General features: G+C 44.8%; 24 protein-coding genes. 19 read left to right on the top strand and 5 right to left on the bottom strand.

The features are described 5' to 3' along the window. Window positions 1-4: 4 nt before the first annotated feature. Window positions 5-604, top strand: coding sequence for a hypothetical protein (locus tag ACUXV2_RS19310; RefSeq protein ID WP_446244766.1), 600 nt, complete (start codon window positions 5-7; stop codon window positions 602-604). Window positions 605-688: 84 nt separating this feature from the next. Here the strand turns inward: ACUXV2_RS19310 and ACUXV2_RS19305 are convergent, their stop codons facing one another. Further along, entirely contained in the window at window positions 689-2,020 is a 1,332-nt protein-coding gene (locus ACUXV2_RS19305; protein WP_446244765.1) for an APC family permease, read from the bottom strand. A 128-nt stretch (window positions 2,021-2,148) separates the two neighbouring features. Between ACUXV2_RS19305 and ACUXV2_RS19300 the strand changes: the two genes are divergently transcribed. The 15 genes from ACUXV2_RS19300 to gvpU all read left to right on the top strand — a co-directional run bounded on the left by ACUXV2_RS19300 (window position 2,149) and on the right by gvpU (window position 9,866). Further along, complete coding sequence (locus ACUXV2_RS19300) at window positions 2,149-2,517, top strand: DUF488 domain-containing protein (RefSeq protein WP_446244764.1); 369 nt, start codon at window positions 2,149-2,151, stop codon at window positions 2,515-2,517. A 383-nt stretch (window positions 2,518-2,900) separates the two neighbouring features. Next, window positions 2,901-3,161: a gas vesicle protein GvpJ gene (gene gvpJ, locus ACUXV2_RS19295; protein WP_446244763.1), complete on the top strand. Its 261-nt coding sequence runs from the start codon at window positions 2,901-2,903 to the stop codon at window positions 3,159-3,161. 66 nt (window positions 3,162-3,227) lie between these two features. Continuing rightward, complete coding sequence (gene gvpT, locus ACUXV2_RS19290; RefSeq protein WP_446244762.1) at window positions 3,228-3,710, top strand: GvpT/GvpP family gas vesicle accessory protein; 483 nt, start codon at window positions 3,228-3,230, stop codon at window positions 3,708-3,710. A gap of 39 nt (window positions 3,711-3,749) precedes the next feature. Beyond that, a complete protein-coding gene (gene gvpQ / locus ACUXV2_RS19285) occupies window positions 3,750-4,241 on the top strand; it encodes a gas vesicle protein GvpQ (RefSeq protein WP_446244761.1) in 492 nt (163 codons plus the stop codon). 23 nt (window positions 4,242-4,264) lie between these two features. Beyond that, on the top strand, window positions 4,265-4,525 hold the full coding sequence (gene gvpJ / locus ACUXV2_RS19280; RefSeq protein WP_446244760.1) for a gas vesicle protein GvpJ: 261 nt from the start codon (window positions 4,265-4,267) through the stop codon (window positions 4,523-4,525). Window positions 4,526-4,610: 85 nt separating this feature from the next. Beyond that, window positions 4,611-4,877: a gas vesicle protein GvpO gene (gvpO, locus tag ACUXV2_RS19275; RefSeq protein WP_446244759.1), complete on the top strand. Its 267-nt coding sequence runs from the start codon at window positions 4,611-4,613 to the stop codon at window positions 4,875-4,877. A gap of 28 nt (window positions 4,878-4,905) precedes the next feature. Next, the gene (gene gvpN / locus ACUXV2_RS19270; protein ID WP_446244758.1) at window positions 4,906-5,820 is read left to right on the top strand and encodes a gas vesicle protein GvpN; all 915 of its coding nucleotides are present in this window, start codon (window positions 4,906-4,908) and stop codon (window positions 5,818-5,820) included. Between the two features lie 22 nt (window positions 5,821-5,842). Beyond that, complete coding sequence (locus ACUXV2_RS19265) at window positions 5,843-6,607, top strand: GvpL/GvpF family gas vesicle protein (RefSeq protein WP_446244757.1); 765 nt, start codon at window positions 5,843-5,845, stop codon at window positions 6,605-6,607. Continuing rightward, window positions 6,604-6,858 (top strand): gas vesicle protein GvpG, encoded by a 255-nt coding sequence (locus tag ACUXV2_RS19260; RefSeq protein ID WP_446244756.1) that lies wholly within the window; start codon window positions 6,604-6,606, stop codon window positions 6,856-6,858. The genes ACUXV2_RS19265 and ACUXV2_RS19260 overlap by 4 nt, the downstream gene beginning before the upstream one ends. 10 nt (window positions 6,859-6,868) lie before the next feature. After that, window positions 6,869-7,675 (top strand): GvpL/GvpF family gas vesicle protein, encoded by an 807-nt coding sequence (locus tag ACUXV2_RS19255; protein WP_446244755.1) that lies wholly within the window; start codon window positions 6,869-6,871, stop codon window positions 7,673-7,675. A 72-nt stretch (window positions 7,676-7,747) separates the two neighbouring features. After that, complete coding sequence (locus ACUXV2_RS19250; protein WP_446244754.1) at window positions 7,748-8,044, top strand: gas vesicle protein; 297 nt, start codon at window positions 7,748-7,750, stop codon at window positions 8,042-8,044. Then, entirely contained in the window at window positions 7,989-8,279 is a 291-nt protein-coding gene (locus ACUXV2_RS19245) for a gas vesicle protein K (protein ID WP_446244753.1), read from the top strand. Before ACUXV2_RS19250 ends, ACUXV2_RS19245 begins: the two co-directional genes overlap by 56 nt. A gap of 34 nt (window positions 8,280-8,313) precedes the next feature. Continuing rightward, a complete protein-coding gene (gene gvpJ / locus ACUXV2_RS19240; RefSeq protein WP_446244752.1) occupies window positions 8,314-8,646 on the top strand; it encodes a gas vesicle protein GvpJ in 333 nt (110 codons plus the stop codon). A gap of 15 nt (window positions 8,647-8,661) precedes the next feature. Then, complete coding sequence (gene gvpT, locus ACUXV2_RS19235) at window positions 8,662-9,444, top strand: GvpT/GvpP family gas vesicle accessory protein (protein WP_446244751.1); 783 nt, start codon at window positions 8,662-8,664, stop codon at window positions 9,442-9,444. 29 nt (window positions 9,445-9,473) lie between these two features. Further along, window positions 9,474-9,866, top strand: coding sequence for a gas vesicle accessory protein GvpU (gvpU, locus tag ACUXV2_RS19230; RefSeq protein ID WP_446244750.1), 393 nt, complete (start codon window positions 9,474-9,476; stop codon window positions 9,864-9,866). Between the two features lie 107 nt (window positions 9,867-9,973). Here the strand turns inward: gvpU and ACUXV2_RS19225 are convergent, their stop codons facing one another. The 4 genes from ACUXV2_RS19225 to ACUXV2_RS19210 form a co-directional block, all read right to left on the bottom strand. After that, complete coding sequence (locus tag ACUXV2_RS19225) at window positions 9,974-10,312, bottom strand: hypothetical protein (RefSeq protein ID WP_446244749.1); 339 nt, start codon at window positions 10,310-10,312, stop codon at window positions 9,974-9,976. A 159-nt stretch (window positions 10,313-10,471) separates the two neighbouring features. After that, window positions 10,472-12,244: a metallophosphoesterase family protein gene (locus tag ACUXV2_RS19220; RefSeq protein ID WP_446244748.1), complete on the bottom strand. Its 1,773-nt coding sequence runs from the start codon at window positions 12,242-12,244 to the stop codon at window positions 10,472-10,474. A gap of 466 nt (window positions 12,245-12,710) precedes the next feature. Beyond that, entirely contained in the window at window positions 12,711-12,968 is a 258-nt protein-coding gene (locus ACUXV2_RS19215; RefSeq protein ID WP_032087027.1) for a GlsB/YeaQ/YmgE family stress response membrane protein, read from the bottom strand. Between the two features lie 77 nt (window positions 12,969-13,045). Then, the gene (locus ACUXV2_RS19210; protein ID WP_446244747.1) at window positions 13,046-14,518 is read right to left on the bottom strand and encodes a phospholipase D family protein; all 1,473 of its coding nucleotides are present in this window, start codon (window positions 14,516-14,518) and stop codon (window positions 13,046-13,048) included. Window positions 14,519-14,703: 185 nt separating this feature from the next. Here ACUXV2_RS19210 and ACUXV2_RS19205 point away from each other — a divergent pair, with 185 nt between their 5' ends. The 3 genes from ACUXV2_RS19205 (at window position 14,704) to msrA (ending at window position 16,821) form a co-directional block, all read left to right on the top strand. Beyond that, a complete protein-coding gene (locus ACUXV2_RS19205) occupies window positions 14,704-15,375 on the top strand; it encodes a haloacid dehalogenase type II (RefSeq protein ID WP_446244746.1) in 672 nt (223 codons plus the stop codon). 111 nt (window positions 15,376-15,486) lie between these two features. Then, window positions 15,487-15,816, top strand: coding sequence for a CHY zinc finger protein (locus ACUXV2_RS19200; RefSeq protein ID WP_446244745.1), 330 nt, complete (start codon window positions 15,487-15,489; stop codon window positions 15,814-15,816). A 51-nt stretch (window positions 15,817-15,867) separates the two neighbouring features. Beyond that, window positions 15,868-16,821, top strand: coding sequence for a peptide-methionine (S)-S-oxide reductase MsrA (gene msrA, locus ACUXV2_RS19195; RefSeq protein ID WP_446244744.1), 954 nt, complete (start codon window positions 15,868-15,870; stop codon window positions 16,819-16,821). Window positions 16,822-16,877: the final 56 nt, after the last annotated feature.

The following is a 16,877-nucleotide window of genomic DNA, read 5'->3' as shown; positions in this document are numbered from 1 at the left end:
TTGTATGAAAGAAAAGGGGATGTCAAGGGGGCAGCCGATCACATTCCGCCTCCCTTCCGATACGCCTGACCATATCTTGAAGCATTTGCAGAAGCTCAAGGAAACGGAGAAGCGAAATTTCTCTAGTAAAATTGCAGAGCTTGTCGTAAACGGAGTCAATGAGTCTGTATCGAAGCAGCGTGAAGCGATCACGATCCCGCTTCCGAGGGCACTCGACAAATCCCAGCGCGACTGGCTGAAGCATGAACACTCGGAGGCATTACTCGGCAGCATAGTCTATCAGTTATTGACGAATCCTGTCAGGACCGCTTCCCTGCTTACCCCGCTCAACAGCCATGCAATGGATATGGATGAAGCACTGTACCTTCAGGAGGAGACGGCAGCAAGTCGTGATTCTTCTCGTGAATGGTCGCTTGATACAGTTATCGGAGAGGACGAACAGGAGCCGGAAGTGGAAGAACGTTCGCATTCCACTGATGAAGACCTGGATGACTTTGATTGGGAAAGTGCCATGAAGTCACGGCAGCCGGAAGAGGAAGAAGAACCGAAGGAAGAGAGCATGGAAGACTTGCTTGGAGACTTCCTGTCACAGATGAATAAATAAGGAAACTGCAGTCCTTTCAGGCTGCGAAAAGGCAATGTTAAGCCCTTCGCTCACCGCTTTAAAGTCGTGAGTGAAGGGCTTTTTTTAATGGTCGTGGTGTGTATCTGAACCTTCTTCAGGATCGCGATTTTTCAGGAAGAAGTGTTCTCCTGCGAAAATCAGGATCATGAAGACGATGGATACTCCGACAACAAGTATATCCGATTGTACTTTTACCCAAATGAATGCTGCAAGGACAATGGCGTCCAACACAAGTGCCGTCAGGACGATGACAGGGTTTGCTTTTACTTTACCTCGCAGATGTTTAAATACACCCCAATGGACCATCATATCCATGACCAGGTAGAGAATGGCTCCCATCGAAGCAATCCTGCTTAAATCAAAGAAAATGGTGAGTATCATCGCCGCGACGATTGTGTAGACAAGCGTGTGCTTCTGAATCCGTCCAGGCATGCCAAAGTGCTTATGCGGGATCAATTTCATTTCCGTAAGCATGGCAAGCATGCGTGAAACAGCAAATACACTGGCGATTATCCCTGTTATCGTTGCGATGATCGCGATGATGACGGTAAACCAGAGGCCTGCATCACCAAATGCCGGCCGGGCAGCTTCAGCGAGTGAATAATCTTTGGCTTTAATGATTTCTGTAATGGATAGATTGCTTGAAACAGCCCATGCGAGCAGGAGGTATACGACCAGACTGATCAAAATCGAAACTGTAATCGCCCTTCCGACATTCTTCTTTGGCTCTTTGATTTCAGAACCGCTGTTCGTGATCGTTGTAAAGCCTTTAAACGAAAGAATCGTCAAGGCAACGGCTGCAATATAGCTGGCCATTGAAGGATCGGGTGGGTTCGCCCCGCCTTCTGCAGGTTGAAAAGTGAAACCAACCACCCATAACCCGGCAATCGCGAACACCGCCAAACCGGCTATCTTAATGAGTGAAGCAATACCGGTAAAGGTCTGGATGAAACTGTTCCCTGAAATATTCACTAGAAATGCAAACGTCAGTAGGCCCACACCCAATAAGGGGATGAGGTAATCAGACTGTTCCCCGTTTACAAGCTGCAGCGTATAAGTTCCGAATGTCCTGGCCACCAGGCTTTGATTGATAACCATCGAAAAAGCCATCAACAGGGCTGCGGATGCAGTCAGCGTCCCCTTCCCATACGCTTTTACCAAAAACATGCCTATACCGCCTGCTGACGGATATTCGTTGCTCATTTTTACGTAAGAATACGCGCTGAATCCGGTCACAATTCCCCCGGCAATAAATATCAGCGGAAACCATGCTCCCGAAAGCCCAGCCACCTGTCCGAGCAGAGCGAATATCCCTGCACTGATCATCACCCCGGTACCGAGGCCGACTGCACCAGTCAGGGAAATACTATCTTTTTTGTAATCTGAATCTGACATTTTTCCACCTCACTAACTAGATTTTCACGTTTATAAAGTTCTATACCCTGGGAGTATGCAATTTAAATGCAGAAAACGTTAAGAAACAAAGATAGAGGGAATACATACATAAAAAAGGAGTGATGAGGATGCCAGTGAACATAAAGCGGGCGTATGAAGAGAAATCAGAACAGGACGGCCTGCGAATCCTTGTCGACCGATTATGGCCGCGCGGAAGATCGAAGGAAGAACTGGCCGTCGATCACTGGATCAAACAAGTGGCCCCCTCCCCCGGTTTACGCAAATGGTTCAATCATGAACCGGACAAGTTCGGTGAATTCAAAGAGAAATACAAAGATGAACTCCATAACGATGAAGATAAACAAAGCGCGCTGAAAGAATTGAAGGAAATCGTCGAAAAAGAGCACAAAGAAGTAAGTCTCATCTACGGAGCGAAAGACAAGTCACACAACCACGCCATCGTACTGAAAGAAATTCTTGACCGACAGCAGGTGTAGGGAAGAAGGGTATCTGACAGGTCCCCTTTTTTCCACCTTTCCCCTCCCTAATCTTAATCCCTTATCCATGAAACAAAAAACATTCAACTGTAATCATTTTGTCTTAATTGACTTGAACGCACCGAAATCAATGGAAAAATCCTTGCTAATCATGATCCCATTTATTACAAAACTGCGAGCCCGAATCAAAACAAATATAAAAAATACCAGTTTATTTCAATTAATGACCAAACCAGGTTTTGAGGTTCAGAAATCGAGGTAAACATCGACTAAACCAAATAGTGAATGATAGTGAATGGCAATGAATCAGACGTATAACTCGATTTTAGAGAATGAATGTACAAGACGAAACTTCCATACAGAAAGAGGAGAGGAGGGAAAGGATGGCTATTCAAAAAAGTACTGATAGCTCCAGCCTCGCAGAAGTGATCGACCGCATTTTGGACAAAGGAATCGTGATCGATGCGTTTGCAAGGGTTTCGCTTGTGGGAATTGAAATCCTCACGGTAGAAGCAAGAGTCGTCATAGCCAGTGTCGACACTTGGCTGCGCTATGCTGAAGCAGTCGGCCTCCTCCGGGATGAAGTAGAGGAAGAAGACCTTGCCCGACAGGAAAACGAAAGAAGTACACAATTCAGTATTTAAGAATGGCAAGTAGAGTTTTGGTGACTATTTTTTAATAATAAAAGCTTTAAGAAAAGAGGATGAAAGATGGCAGAAACAGAAAAGCATGAAAAAACAAATCAGGAAGAACAACATAATCAAACAGAAACAAAAGACGGCGGACGTGCAGGAGTGAATGTCAATTACGCCATCATCGGCGGCGTGGTAGGCGCGGGCGTAGGGCTGCTCAGTCATCCCGGCACCGGGAAAAAGATTGCCGGCAGCCTGGGAAAATCCGAAGTTGTGCGACTGGCGGGGAACGAACTCAGAAGGACGGCACAGGAGTTCATTACAGAACAGGCACTGATCACCTTACGGCAGTCAGCTGCAGGGTATATGAGCAGATACGAAAACGGCTTATTGCCTTTCAATAAGAAAAAAGAAGAGACGGCACAACAGGAGCAGGAAGCAACTACGTCTTCTGCAAACAGCGATGAAATAGAAGAGATCAAAGAAGAAAACAAGAATCTCAATGAGCGGTTGGAACGAATCGAAGAAATGCTCAGCAGCCTTGTGGAGTCAAAAAAGTAACGGTTCAACTTAACTGGACGTTTCCGAAGGGGGAATGACATGAGTAAGTCAGCAGCAAAAAAAGCAGCCGGTAAAATGGCTGAAACAATCGTCGAACACACCCCGGAACCAGTCAAGGATAAGGTAAAAGACAAGGCCAAGGAAAAAGCCAAGGAAAAGTTCGTGGAAGGCGTCCAGGACAAAGTGGAAGACGGGATTCAATCAAAGGCAGAAGAGGCTTCTGAAAAACTTGAATCAGCTAAGGAGAAAAACTCCGAAAAGGTTCATACGAAAGCGGAAGAAGCAAAAGAAAAAGTTCAGGATGTCCTGCTCAATGTCCGCGAGAAGTTAGGGAAAGCCAAGGAAGCCGGTGAAGAATTCCAGAATAAAATGTCCTCATCGAACAATGACAAGACCAAACTGAAAAGCGTCTCGGATATTAAAGGGGTAAATGAAATCAAGAGCTCGATGGATATCAAGAGTTCCACTGAGATCAAAAGCTCCACCAACATCAAATCATCAAAAGATATCAAGACGATCAGCTCAAGGTAGAGCACTGAAAGGAGATCATTTAAATGGCAATCCAAAAAACGACAGACAGTTCAAGTTTAGCAGAGGTTATTGACCGGATTTTAGACAAAGGGATTGTAATTGACGCCTTTGCACGGGTTTCAGTCGTTGGGATAGAGATTTTAACCGTAGAAGCACGGGTCGTCATCGCAAGCGTCGATACATGGTTACGATATGCAGAGGCAGTAGGGCTGCTGCGTGATGATGTGGAAGAAGAAGGTCTTGCCAAGCAGGAAAACGAAAGAAGTTCTCAGTTCAGTATTTAATGTCAGGTCATAAGGAGAGCAGGAGTGGAATCCGGCCCCGGATTCCACTCTCTCCCTTTAATAGGACCAGAGCAAGGAGGCCATTATGAAAATCAAAGAAATCATGGGGAATGTTTCAGATTTCTTCAATGAAAACGTCGCTCCCGTCCATAAGATTACTTCAGTGGAGGTAAGGGAAGAAGAGGGCTGGCGAGTGATTGTGGAAGTAGTCGAAGAGAAGGAATACATGAAGAAATATGCGAAGGACGAAATGCTTGGCACATATGAAGCACTTCTGGACAAAGATAAAGAAGTAACATCCTTCAAACGTCTGGAGGTTCGTTATAGAAGCGCGATTGGACAAGAAATGTAGCGGCAAGTGAGTAGGAGGGAAAATCAACGTGACAGTCTTACGGAACAGTATCAAAAAAGACAGCAGGGCAATGATCCAGGATGATGAAACGAAGGAGCTGATGGCTCGTTCGCTGCACTATCTGAGAGCCGGTTATCCTGTCCATTTCACCGGTCCCTCGGGAGCCGGAAAAACCTCCTTTGCGCTCGCTTTGGCCAAGAAACGAAAGCGTCCCGTCATGCTCATACACGGCAATCATGAATTAAATAACCGGGATTTGATCGGTGACTTTACGGGCTATACCAGCAAAAAGGTTGTCGACCAATATATACGCTCCGTCTATAAAAAGGATGAAAGCGTAACGGAGACCTGGAGGGACGGCCGTCTGCTTGAAGCGGCTAAAAATGGCTATACTCTCGTCTACGATGAATTTACAAGATCGCAGCCGACGACGAATAATATCTTTTTATCCATATTAGAAGAGGGAGTCATCCCTTTATACGGAACGAAATTAACGGAACCATTTGTGAAGGTCCATCCGGAATTTTCGGTGATTTTCACCAGTAACCCGGCAGAGTACGCAGGGGTATACGATACACAGGATGCCCTGCTGGACCGGATGATCACCATTCCGATTGATTTTAAGGACAGTGAGCGCGAAGCACTGATCGTATCGGAAAAAGCAGATCTGGTCATTGAAGAGGCCCGGGTCATCACCTCGATCATCTCAACATTACGCGATCAATGTACAAAGGAAAACGAGCACGGGCCGAGCTTGCGTGCATCGCTGATGATTGCAAGGCTCGCCATTGAATTAGACATTCCCATAGACGGTGAAAGCGAAGAATTTCAGCGTCTATGTATTGATATAGCAGGTAACAGCGTGAAACGCGGCATCGATGCCGACAACCCGAGAGAAAAAGCGGAACAATTAATCATAGATGCATGTAAAAGTGCGAACTGATCAATAAAGGAGAGTCATATCCATGAGCGGAGAGAATGGAATTTATGTATTTTGTGCGATCCAAACGGACAAGGAAGAGGAGTTTGGGTCAGTGGAACTAGAAGGGGAATCACGTGACGTCTTTACCATCAAGTACAAAGATGCCGCAATGGTCGCGGCTGAAGTGCCAATGAAGATCTATCACCCAAAGAAAGACAATCTTTTGATGCATCAGGAAACGGTATCCAAGGTCATGAGCAAGAATGACACCGTCATTCCGATCAGCTTCGGTAACGTTTTTCAAAGCAAAGAGGATGTAGAGGCGCTTCTTGAAAATCTTTACCCGCAATTTGAAAAACTCTTCCCGGCCATCAAAGGGAAAATCGAGATAGGACTTAAAGTGATTGGCAAGAAAGAATATCTTGAAAAAATGGTGAAAGAGAATCCTGAAATGGAGAAGATGTCTTCATCTGTAAAAGGCAAGTCTGAATCCGCCGCTTATTATGAGCGCATCAAACTGGGTGGTATGGCTCAGAAGCTCTTTACTTCCCTCCAGGAAGAAATGAAGAGGCAGATTTTCCAACCGCTTGAAGAAACTGCCGAGGCAGCGAAGGCAAATGATCCTTCGAGTGAAACGATGCTTCTCAATGCAGCGTTTCTGATTGATCGTGATAAAGAAGAATACTTCGATCAAAAGGTAAATGAAGCGCATGAAAAGTGGAAGGATAAGGTCGATTTTCATTACAGCGGACCTTGGCCGGCATACAACTTTGTCAACATCCGCTTAAAGGTGGAGGAAGCCGGATGATCCATAAGTTGGTCAGTGCGCCGATCAATATGGTCATTAAAGTCGGAGAAAAGATCAAAGAAGAAGCCGACAAAGAGCTGTACGACCTTCCTACCATCCAGCAGAAGCTGATTCAGCTGCAAATGATGTACGAGCTGGGCGAAATCCCTGAAGAAGCCTTTCAGGAAAAGGAAGAAGAACTGCTGGCACGATATGAAATCGCAAAACAGCGCGAAATGGAGCAATGGGAAGAATTGACGAAGAAGAAATGAGGGTGAAAGGATGAGCAATTTACTTTATTTATATGGCTTGATCCCAACAAAAGAAGCAAATGATCAACCGCTTCCCTCCATTACAGGTTTTGATGGTGAGAACGAGCTTTATACCATCTCAGTTGGTGATGTGACAGCCATTGTGTGCACGATCAATTCCGAAGCACATTCGGAAGAAGAGTTGAAGGATAAGATTGAAAATGATATGGAATGGCTTCAGGAAAAAGCCTTCCATCATCACGAAACCGTCTTGATGGTATCGAAAATGTATACAATCGTCCCTTTGAAGTTCTGTACGCTATACAAAAACGAGGATAGCTTGAAGCGAACCATCGAAAGCAATCGCATTAAGCTTGACAGCACATTTTCGAAATTGAAGGGCAACGAAGAATGGAATGTGAAGATATTCTGCAACGACAAAGAGCTCAGGGGAAAAGTAAGTGAGAGCAACCCTGCCATTGAGGAGAAAAGACAAGAAATCAGTGAGCTTCCCCCGGGTAGACAATTCTTTGAAAAGAAGAAAATCGACCAGCTGATCGATCAGGAACTTGAAAATGAAAAAAATCGAATCTGTGAAGAAGTCCATGAAAAGCTGAAAGAAAAAGCACTGGAAGGCAGTGTAAAGAAAAACTGGGGCAAAGATGTCACCGGGCGTCAGGAAAACATGGCCTGGAACAGCGTGTTCTTGATTGCTGAAGACAAGGTGGATGACTTTATCGGAGAAGTGGATCGATATAAAGAAGAATTAGAGAAATCAGGTTGGAGCTTTGAAGCTTCAGGGCCTTGGCCGTCTTACCACTTCTCAAGTTTTTCATAAAATTGGCTGTTTCAGAGACTCTGCTGATGGGATTAAAGAAGTATAAGAGATAGTAGAAAAGGAATGTGAGCTATGACAGTAAGAGAATCGATTGAAAACAAAGAAATTGCACTTATCGATATATTAGACGTGATTCTCGATAAAGGTGTAGCCATAAAAGGAGACCTGGTCATTTCGATTGCAGGTGTCGATCTCGTCTATTTAGATCTTAGAGTACTGATCTCCTCGGTGGAAACACTGGTACAGCATAAAAACGGAACGCGCAAAGAAATCAACTCCGAAAGACTTGATAAAGAAAGGGAGGGATTGATTCATGCAACAGGTCAGCGGAACAAATGGACGCAGCAGGATCAACTTCGATTCAAATAATCCAGAGGACGGGTTGGCACAGCTTGTCCTCACTGTCATAGAGTTAATAAGACAAATCGTGGAAAGGCATGCCATGAGGCGTGTGGAAGGCGGCACGCTCACAGATCAGCAGGTCGAGGATCTTGGCGTTGCCCTGATGAATCTTGAAGAGAAAATGGAAGAGTTGAAAGAAATCTTCGGTCTTGATGCAGAAGACCTTAATATAGATCTCGGACCTCTGGGGAGCTTGATGTAAAGTCATTCCCACCGGTTCAAAGGAGGACAACAACATGGCTATGGAACATTCAATGCAGTCGAATACAATCGTGGATGTTTTAGAGAAAGTCCTGGATAAAGGGGTTGTCATCGCAGGAGATATAACCGTCGGGATTGCCGATGTCGAGCTACTGACCATCAAGATCCGTTTAATCGTCGCTTCCGTGGATAAAGCAAAGGAAATCGGCATGGACTGGTGGGAAAACGACCCTTACCTAAGCTCCAAAGCGGCTGACAACAATACACGCGCACTCGAAGAAGAAAATAAAAAGTTACAGGAACGCTTGGAATCACTCGAGAAAAAGATGGACTCAAATCGCTTAAAAACTAGTAATCAATCAAACTAATCGGAGGGTTTAACCATGGCAGAAAACAATACTAAAGTTGAAGACACTACAGTAGAGAATCAGGATAAGAAATCAACAAATGAAAAGAAGAAAAGAATGAGCGGTCCGATCAAGCGTACAGTTGCAGGAAGTGTGCTCGGAGCAACAGTCGGATACCTGGCTACTCCTGAAAACGGGAAAAAGCTGCTTGATTCAATCGATCAGGAAAAGCTGAAAAGCAAATCCCTGGACTTCGGAAAAGCAGCAAAGGAAAAATCAAGAAGTGCGGTCACGACATTGAAAACGTCCACAGCGAGCCTGTTCAAGCGTGAGAAAAACAAGGATGATGATACGGAAGAAAACGATACAACCTTAAGCTTGGATCAAGCTGAAGAACAAGAGACAAACAGTGACAAAGACTACGAATCCCTTAAACAGGAAAACGAACAGCTCAACGATCGACTTCAAAAGCTGGAAGATATGCTGACGAAACTCACTGAAGAAGATGAGGACACAGACGACGAAGACGAAGAAGATGAAGAAGAAACAAAGTCAAAAAAGAGCACGAAAAAAGCATCCAAGAAAAAAGCGGATGAGGACGACGAAGAAGAGTCTGACGAAGATGATGATGATTCAGATGACGAACAAGATGAAGAAGACGATGATGAAGAGAATAAAAAAGGCAAATCTTCTTCATCCAAAGGCAAAAAACGCTCTACACGCAAATCTTCTTCAAAGTCTAAAAAATCATCTAAAAAAGAAGATAAAGATGAAGAAGAGGAAACAACACTTTCGAGTGATGACGACACTTCTTCTTAATTGATGACGGCCAGAAGGGAGTAGTGAATATGGGATTGGAATCGAAGGATAGTATCTTGGAATTTTTTGTACAGGCAGCTAATAAGCATGACTTTACGCTAGATATCACGCTTAATGTAAATGGGGCTGTCGTATCAGGCACCCTCGTTTCCGCTAAAGACTACTTTGACGCTTTGAGCGAAAACTTTGAAGACGGCAGTGATGTCGCTCAAAAGGTAAGCGAAGAACTTGCCAAAGCAGGTGAAACGGTAGAGGAGAGCAGCAATAGCGATGCGAATTTCATTCATTTGAAAAATACCAAGGTTTACTGTGGAGACAGCAAGCCGACCCCATCCAAGGGTAAAATCCTATGGAGGGGAAAGTTGAGTGAAGTGGACGGATTCTTCTTAGGGAAGATATCTGAATCAAAAAGCAGTAAATAGGAATATCAGATATAAACAAACGCCCAGGGAGGATCCTCTGGGCGTTTGTTTATGAAAAAAGTATAGCTTATCAGGATGATAGAGAATCAGCCCGAGGTATACTGTCATTATTTCACGTTCACATCTTTGATAGTCATGACTTTGTTATTTTGAAAGCTGATGTGGACGAATGAATTCGGAGCGGCTCCGTCCCATACATAACTCACTTTATGGGCTTTCGTATCCGACTCCCCCGACTGTCCCATCTGCTTCCCTTCACCCCCGACGACATCAATCACTTCCTGTAGTTCCATTCCTTTTGTGATTTTTGATAATTCCTCCATGGTGATTTCCGGTGAATTCGCTTCTCCGCCGGGGTTGGAGCTTGAGTTGGAACTGGTACAAGCAGTCAAGGATAGGAACAGGATGATCGACACGAATAAACCGTTTAATCGTTTGTTGTTCATTTTTTTCTCCCCTCAATGGTTCATTTATAGATGTAACCAAGGGCAGACGGGAATTGTTTCATGTTCATGGATTTTTTTTACTGGACAGGAACGTTTCCTTGGGAAATCATACATATCAAAAAAAGACCCTCGTCCAAAAGGAGAGGGTCTTTGGGTATGCTATTGATTGACGATGACGGTCTCTGTGGAGTTTGCCGGTACCGTAACCTCTATTTCAAGGTACTGCTTGCCATCAGAAGGGTAATTTTGCTTGATGGTGCCTTTTGAAGCATTATAGCTTCCTTCCTTCATGTAGAGTGGCAGGGTGACCGTCAGCGGCTTATCCAGTCGGTTCGTGACCGTGACTTCTTGAGAAGATGCACTTCCATCATTTGCGTGATTGTAGTCTGCCTCATAGGACATCACGCCGCTTTTCGTATCACCGTTCTCGTAAACCGGGATGGAATGGCCGGACTCATCATAATGATAAGAGGAAATCCCTCCGTCTTTAACGGTGAAATCCCTGAAGCCAACCCAAGGTTTCCCGGTTAGTTCGATGGCTGTCGTAGTCGTGTATAGGATACCGTCCTGTTTTGTCACATCATCTATATGCGTATGGCCGTGAAGACTGACGTTCACATTATTGTTTTTCATCACATCGATTAATTCTTGTGCGTTTTCTCCGTGCCATTGCTGGTCATATTTAATCCCGAGTTTTTCACCAAGTACCAATGTGTCCAGGTTTTGAGGGTTATGCTGCTCGTCATATTGCTTCCAATACTTTTGAACTTCTGGATCATCCTGCGGCCAAATCTCACGGTCGCGCCATAATGGGTTATGGTGAGAGAATAAGCCCCGAATCTGACCTGCCTGTGCTGTTTCAGCATTTTTTTGAAGGTCCTGTTTAACCCAATTTAATTGTTCTTCACGGATTTGTCCGCCCCATGTCGGAACAGAAACGGTTCCATGACCGCTTCGGTCGAACTTATGCCAGTCAAATGAATTGTAGCCGATGAAATGTGCATATGGACCGTAATCAAACGAAAAATATTGTGGACCGAAATACTTTTCCCAGTACTTCGCACCGTCGGCCAAAGTCGCATCCTGAGCATAGTAATCATGATTGCCAGGTACGATATAGACAGGCACGTTCAGTTTTTGAAGCATCTTATACGTTTCTTCGTACTCATAGATATATTCCTGAGGGTTCATCTGTCCGTACATCAAGTCTCCTGTAACCACGACAAAATCAGGATTCTTCAAGTTTACTTCTTTTATCGCCTTCTGAAGATAAAGCCAGCGCTTATTCGGATCGGGATCCCACATGCCGGCTTCTTTCGCCAAAGCAGGGTCTGTTGAGGCCGGGTCATCCGGGTCACCGAGGTTTCGCGGAGAACCGATATGAGTATCCGTTAGATGCAGGAATGTGAAATCCTTCTTGTATTCGTCTACCACTTTAACGGAATGAGGCTGTTTGTCTGTGATTCTTTGTCCATTACCTGTGTAGGATACTTCCAAGTCATACAATTTTTCTGGTGTTCCTTCTGGAATCTGAACAGTGACATCCATTACGGAAGAGCTGTCCTTCCAGTGAGATTGTCCTTCTTTCACGGATTGCACCGGTAATTCATATTCCTTTGTGAGAGAAGAGTGATTGGTCTGCTTTAGCTTAACATTCCATTCACCTGCTTGTTTACCTTGCGTATCAATCTTTAGTGTGAGGGTTTCTCCCTTCTTCTTGATTGCCGGAGTGGCAAAAAGAGGATAAAGTATTTGATTGACCTTTGTATCTACTGAGATATTCGGTGCAGCATCCAGATAATTCGTGCTGTCGCCGATTCCGCCGTCCCTTTCTCCTGAGGAGCTCTCCGGTACTTCGAATGCTTGTACGGAAATCGGGATGAGAGTTAATACGATTAATAAAACCAGACCTTTTTTAAGCCAACTTTTCATAATAGATACCTCCTTTAATTGCTTTTAGGTTAGCAAGCCATTGTAAACGGAGTGTGGATTATCCATTACAAAATAGAACTTCCAGAAAGTGCTTGTGATTCTACCGATCTACCAGAAGAGTGCAATGTTTCTAATCGGTGAATGGGGTTTTCCTTTCCTTTGTAGCGGGTAAACAATACGTAACAAAGGAGGTTGCCTTTTATGAAACGTTTAATTGGAAGATTGATCAAATGGGGGCCTATCATCTACCCGATCTACAAAAAGTACCGAAATAAAAGAAGATCTCGTAAGTCGATGACGTATTGATGAGAAAAGCAGCCTGCGGGCTGTTTTTTTGTTGGTTATTGAGGTGATTCATATGGGGGGACTTGAGACTTCACGACGCTAAGTCTCACATTTTACATACGCGTTGAAGCACAAAAAAACTCCCCGAGACAAATCTCGAGGAGTTTTCCAATAGCTTAGATTAATGGGAAGTCCTTCTCATCCCTCTCAATAACAAGCTTAGAAGGAATACAAAGATGATGGCTCCGATCAATGCCGGGATAATGGCGATTCCTGCAAGCGACGGGCCAAAGCTTCCGAGTAATTCCCCGCCAATCCATGCACCGATGATACCAGCGATGATATTTCCGATGACTCCGCCCGGGACGTTCTTACCTAAGATTAGTCCTGCTAACCAGCCAATGATCCCTCCGACGATTAAATATAAAATAAAACCCATAATTATTACCTCCATTGTTTGTTTTTTCTTGAATGATTGTTAGTTTTGTAATTCCCGTTTTAAAAGGATATAAACCATTAATATGTGGTAACCTGGAAGATTTTTTGTAAAACGTACATGATGTATTTAAATGCAGGAAGTTTGTCCTGATACTTTTCATATTCCACCGTATATATCCCATCTTCGTTCTCCCAGATCCGCTTGAAGTATTGATCTACGGACTGGATGAATTCACTGTCTGTTGCCGAGACAAGCTTTATGCTTTCCTCAATGTTGTAGTCATCCAGATTTCGTGAAGTGTAGTTTGTGGACCCGCCGATGACGGTGGATTCCGTCTTCCCTTTGACGTAGATGAATTTGGAATGATATTGTTCTTTATTTGTGTCATACCAGCGGATGGTGATGTGTTCCTTATTGAGATTATGGAGCTCCGATGCGATCGGCAGGTTAGGAAGTCCGATTTTTTCCTGACCGAATGCGTTTTGGTTTGGATCCAGCACGAGCCGCACGTCAACCTTCCGCTCTGCTGCGTCTTCTATGGCGTCGATGATATCGCGGTCGGCTAAATAAAACATCCCTATCCAGATTTCGTCTCCTTTTTCAGCTTCGTCCATCGCTTTGACGACATGGTCCTGAACCTTGCTTTCGGTGAGGATCTGTGCCTTCACAGAAGGTCCTTCCCCCGAAGCGGCAGGCTTGATCAGCTTGTCCAGCGCTTCATCAGTCGGAAATGCGTTTATGTCGCCACCGGAATAGGCAGCCACCGCTCTTTCGGCTTTTACCATGTCCTTCTGGATTTCCCCCTTCACTTTGAAGGCGATATTTGAATGAAATCCGCTCGCATCATGGGGATTGGCTGAAAGGACGAGTCCAGCATCCTCTGTAATTACCGTTTTCCGGTGATTCGCTTTGATATTCAGTAATTTTAAATAAGACCGCACAGTCACATCTGGGGCTGAACCCGCCATCGGGTTCGGAAGCCAGCCATTCCCTTCCTGTCCAAACCATCCGAGGGCGGCACGCCAGACTGCTGAGTAGATAATGTTCGGATCGCGGAGCCGGTTCAAGTCCGTATAGATGACTTCTGCTCCGAGCTCCTCGAGAGGTGCTATTTGATCAGCGGTATGTGAACGGTAGGTCGTATTGACGTGATCTGTGATGAAGACAACCTTTAAGTCGGGCTTTTTCTTCATTTGTTCCTGTATCTTATTTGATAATGTTTCACTGAGCTTAGGATAAGGCCGTTTCCCGTCTGTATAGCCGTTGACGAGGAAGAGATCAAGGACGAGAAAATCGTCCGCTTCTTCGATGGTTTTGTAGACTTCATCAAAGATGGAATGGTCATATACTTCTTTGCCGTTCTTTTCATACGTGAGGTCGTACAAAAATTCAACATCTTTTTGAGTAAGGGTCTGAACGTCCCCTTCATAGGATATGCCCGGTGGAAGGGGCTTCACCCGGTGATAGAGCATGATTGCAGCAAGGATGAGAACGACCGCCCCGCCGATCCACCATTTTTTCTTCTTATACCACTTTTGCTTCTTTTTCAATTGAATTCCCCTGTTCTTCTATTTTTTCTTACTATACCCTTAACAGCCGGGATAGAATCCTATTTGAAAGTGGCGCGGTAAAGAATTTTTGACAGCACGAAAAGGGCTATCAGTTTGTTTATGGTGATATCTCCTATATCATGAAGGTAAGAAATCTTTAAATCGATTGCTGGGAGGAAGAGGATATGCCGAAGCCGAAGATAAAGGCATTTGTATTCGATGCCTATGGTACGCTGTTCGATGTACACTCTGTCATTGAGAAATGCAATGAAATGTTTCCTGGGAAGGGAAAAGACATCAGTGGGATTTGGAGGCAGAAACAGCTTGAATACAGCTTTTTGCGACAGTTGATGGGCAGGTATACGACATTCTTTGAAATTACCAGGGATGCACTCCGTTACGCATGTAACGAGGCGGGAGCAGAGCTTTCGAATGAAACGGAAAGAGAATTGTTGGATTCTTATCTGAAACTTCATCATTATGAAGAAACGGAAGAGGTATTGATGAAACTGAAATCCTATCAAACGGCGATTTTCTCTAACGGCTCATTTGATATGCTGTCTCCGTTAGTCGAACAATCCCCTTTTGCTTCACTGCTTGACGAGGTGCTTTCTGTGGATGAAGTGAAGCAGTTCAAACCGACCCCGATGTCTTATCAGCTGGTCCTTGAAAGACTTGGTGTCAGGAGGGAAGAGGTCTTGTTCATGTCATCGAATACGTGGGATATCGCAGGTGCTTCAAGCTTCGGCTTCTACACCGCCTGGATCAATCGTCAGGGTAAAGGAATGGACGAGCTGGGCGTGAAGCCTGACTATGAATATGGAGATTTACGCGGGATCCTGAATCATGTGAAATGAGGGGGTGGATATCAGCCGATTCGGCTGGTATCCTATTTTTGATTGTGACAGGTAAATGCGTCTTAGATGGCGAAAAAGTAGAAAAGACCTTTCAAAAGGAGATGTGTTCGAATGTTGCCCAGACAAGTTGTGGTCAAGGGAGTAGACGTTGATTCGAAAACCCGGTGCCGGCATTATCATAGTGAAAAAGATATCATTGCGATTAAATTCAAGTGCTGCGATACATATTATCCGTGTCACCTTTGCCATGAAGAGACGACCGATCACGAGCCGGAACGATGGTCGAAGGATGAATGGAATTCTAAAGCAGTACTGTGCGGGGAGTGCCGACATGAACTGACGGTCCTGCAGTATATGAATTGCCAATCAGTATGCCCGTTTTGCCGGTCTTCTTTTAATCCGGGATGTCAGACTCATTATCATCTTTATTTTGAAGGGTAAGGGGAAAGCGGAAGGGTAGTGGTGTTCCACGTGAAACGAAGGAGTGAGGATATGGCATATGAGAAAGCCACCTTTGCAGGCGGATGTTTCTGGTGCATGGTCGAGCCGTTCGACGAACAGGAAGGCATCATCGGCATCCGCTCAGGCTATACAGGCGGTAAGGCGGAAAATCCAACCTATAAAGAAGTGATATCGGGCGATACAGGGCATGTTGAAGCGGTTCAAATCACATTCGACCCTGATGTATTCCCTTATAAAAAATTATTGGATTTGTTTTGGCAGCAGATCGATCCGACAGATGCCGGAGGGCAATTTAAAGACCGGGGCCCTACTTACCTGACAGCTATCTATTATCATGATGAAACACAAAGAAAGCTGGCGGAAGAATCAAAGGAGGAGCTTGTAGAGAGCGGTAAGTTCAGTAAGCCGATCGTAACGGAAATTCTTCCGGCTAAAGCCTTCTATGAGGCTGAAGAGTATCACCAGGATTTTTATAAGAAAAATGCCTTCCGATACGCCTTGTACAAAAGAGGGTCCGGGCGGGAAGAATTCAGCCGGACATATTGGCCGAAGGATCGTTCACATCTGCGTGTATCGCTAAGCGATATGCAGTACTATGTCACTCAGGAAAACGGAACGGAGCCCCCTTTTGAAAATGAATATTGGAATAATACAGAAGAAGGATTATATGTCGATGTGGTGAGCGGAGAACCGCTGTTTACATCGAAAGACCAATATGACAGCGGCTGCGGATGGCCTAGCTTTACGAAACCGGTCATGGACGCGAGTGTGAAGGAGCGATATGATCTTTCACATAAATCGACACGGGTGGAAGTGAGAAGCCGGGAAGGGGACTCCCATCTCGGACATGTGTTCACGGATGGTCCAGGGCCAAAGGGCCTCAGGTACTGCATCAACTCTGCCGCTCTCAGGTTCATCCCGAAGGAGAGGCTGGAAGCTGAGGGATATGGGGACTTTTTGATTTTGTTCAAAGGGAAAAAATAAACGTGTTCGCAAGAGTTTGCGAGCACGTTTATTTGTATCGGGTGCCGATATACCCG

It is taken from the genome of Rossellomorea sp. NS-SX7, from assembly GCF_052828565.1.
The sequence above is the reverse complement of the archived record's forward strand: the minus strand, read 5'-3'. Positions and strand labels throughout refer to the sequence as shown.

Bases quoted from the DNA above. Each gene is read 5' to 3' on its own strand.
- ACUXV2_RS19255 (WP_446244755.1), top strand. From the start codon at position 6,869: ATGAGCAATTTACTTTATTTATATGGCTTGATCCCAACAAAAGAAGCA.
- ACUXV2_RS19220 (WP_446244748.1), bottom strand. From the start codon at position 12,244: ATGAAAAGTTGGCTTAAAAAAGGTCTGGTTTTATTAATCGTATTAACT.
- gvpJ (WP_446244760.1), top strand. From the start codon at position 4,265: ATGGCAATCCAAAAAACGACAGACAGTTCAAGTTTAGCAGAGGTTATT.
- ACUXV2_RS19205 (WP_446244746.1), top strand. From the start codon at position 14,704: ATGCCGAAGCCGAAGATAAAGGCATTTGTATTCGATGCCTATGGTACG.
- ACUXV2_RS19305 (WP_446244765.1), bottom strand. From the start codon at position 2,020: ATGTCAGATTCAGATTACAAAAAAGATAGTATTTCCCTGACTGGTGCA.
- gvpU (WP_446244750.1), top strand. From the start codon at position 9,474: ATGGGATTGGAATCGAAGGATAGTATCTTGGAATTTTTTGTACAGGCA.
- gvpQ (WP_446244761.1), top strand. From the start codon at position 3,750: ATGAGTAAGTCAGCAGCAAAAAAAGCAGCCGGTAAAATGGCTGAAACA.
- ACUXV2_RS19200 (WP_446244745.1), top strand. From the start codon at position 15,487: ATGTTGCCCAGACAAGTTGTGGTCAAGGGAGTAGACGTTGATTCGAAA.
- gvpO (WP_446244759.1), top strand. From the start codon at position 4,611: ATGAAAATCAAAGAAATCATGGGGAATGTTTCAGATTTCTTCAATGAA.
- ACUXV2_RS19225 (WP_446244749.1), bottom strand. From the start codon at position 10,312: ATGAACAACAAACGATTAAACGGTTTATTCGTGTCGATCATCCTGTTC.
- ACUXV2_RS19250 (WP_446244754.1), top strand. From the start codon at position 7,748: ATGACAGTAAGAGAATCGATTGAAAACAAAGAAATTGCACTTATCGAT.
- ACUXV2_RS19245 (WP_446244753.1), top strand. From the start codon at position 7,989: ATGCAACAGGTCAGCGGAACAAATGGACGCAGCAGGATCAACTTCGAT.
- ACUXV2_RS19215 (WP_032087027.1), bottom strand. From the start codon at position 12,968: ATGGGTTTTATTTTATATTTAATCGTCGGAGGGATCATTGGCTGGTTA.
- msrA (WP_446244744.1), top strand. From the start codon at position 15,868: ATGGCATATGAGAAAGCCACCTTTGCAGGCGGATGTTTCTGGTGCATG.
- gvpJ (WP_446244763.1), top strand. From the start codon at position 2,901: ATGGCTATTCAAAAAAGTACTGATAGCTCCAGCCTCGCAGAAGTGATC.
- gvpT (WP_446244762.1), top strand. From the start codon at position 3,228: ATGGCAGAAACAGAAAAGCATGAAAAAACAAATCAGGAAGAACAACAT.
- ACUXV2_RS19260 (WP_446244756.1), top strand. From the start codon at position 6,604: ATGATCCATAAGTTGGTCAGTGCGCCGATCAATATGGTCATTAAAGTC.
- ACUXV2_RS19265 (WP_446244757.1), top strand. From the start codon at position 5,843: ATGAGCGGAGAGAATGGAATTTATGTATTTTGTGCGATCCAAACGGAC.
- gvpJ (WP_446244752.1), top strand. From the start codon at position 8,314: ATGGCTATGGAACATTCAATGCAGTCGAATACAATCGTGGATGTTTTA.
- ACUXV2_RS19300 (WP_446244764.1), top strand. From the start codon at position 2,149: ATGCCAGTGAACATAAAGCGGGCGTATGAAGAGAAATCAGAACAGGAC.
- ACUXV2_RS19310 (WP_446244766.1), top strand. From the start codon at position 5: ATGAAAGAAAAGGGGATGTCAAGGGGGCAGCCGATCACATTCCGCCTC.
- gvpT (WP_446244751.1), top strand. From the start codon at position 8,662: ATGGCAGAAAACAATACTAAAGTTGAAGACACTACAGTAGAGAATCAG.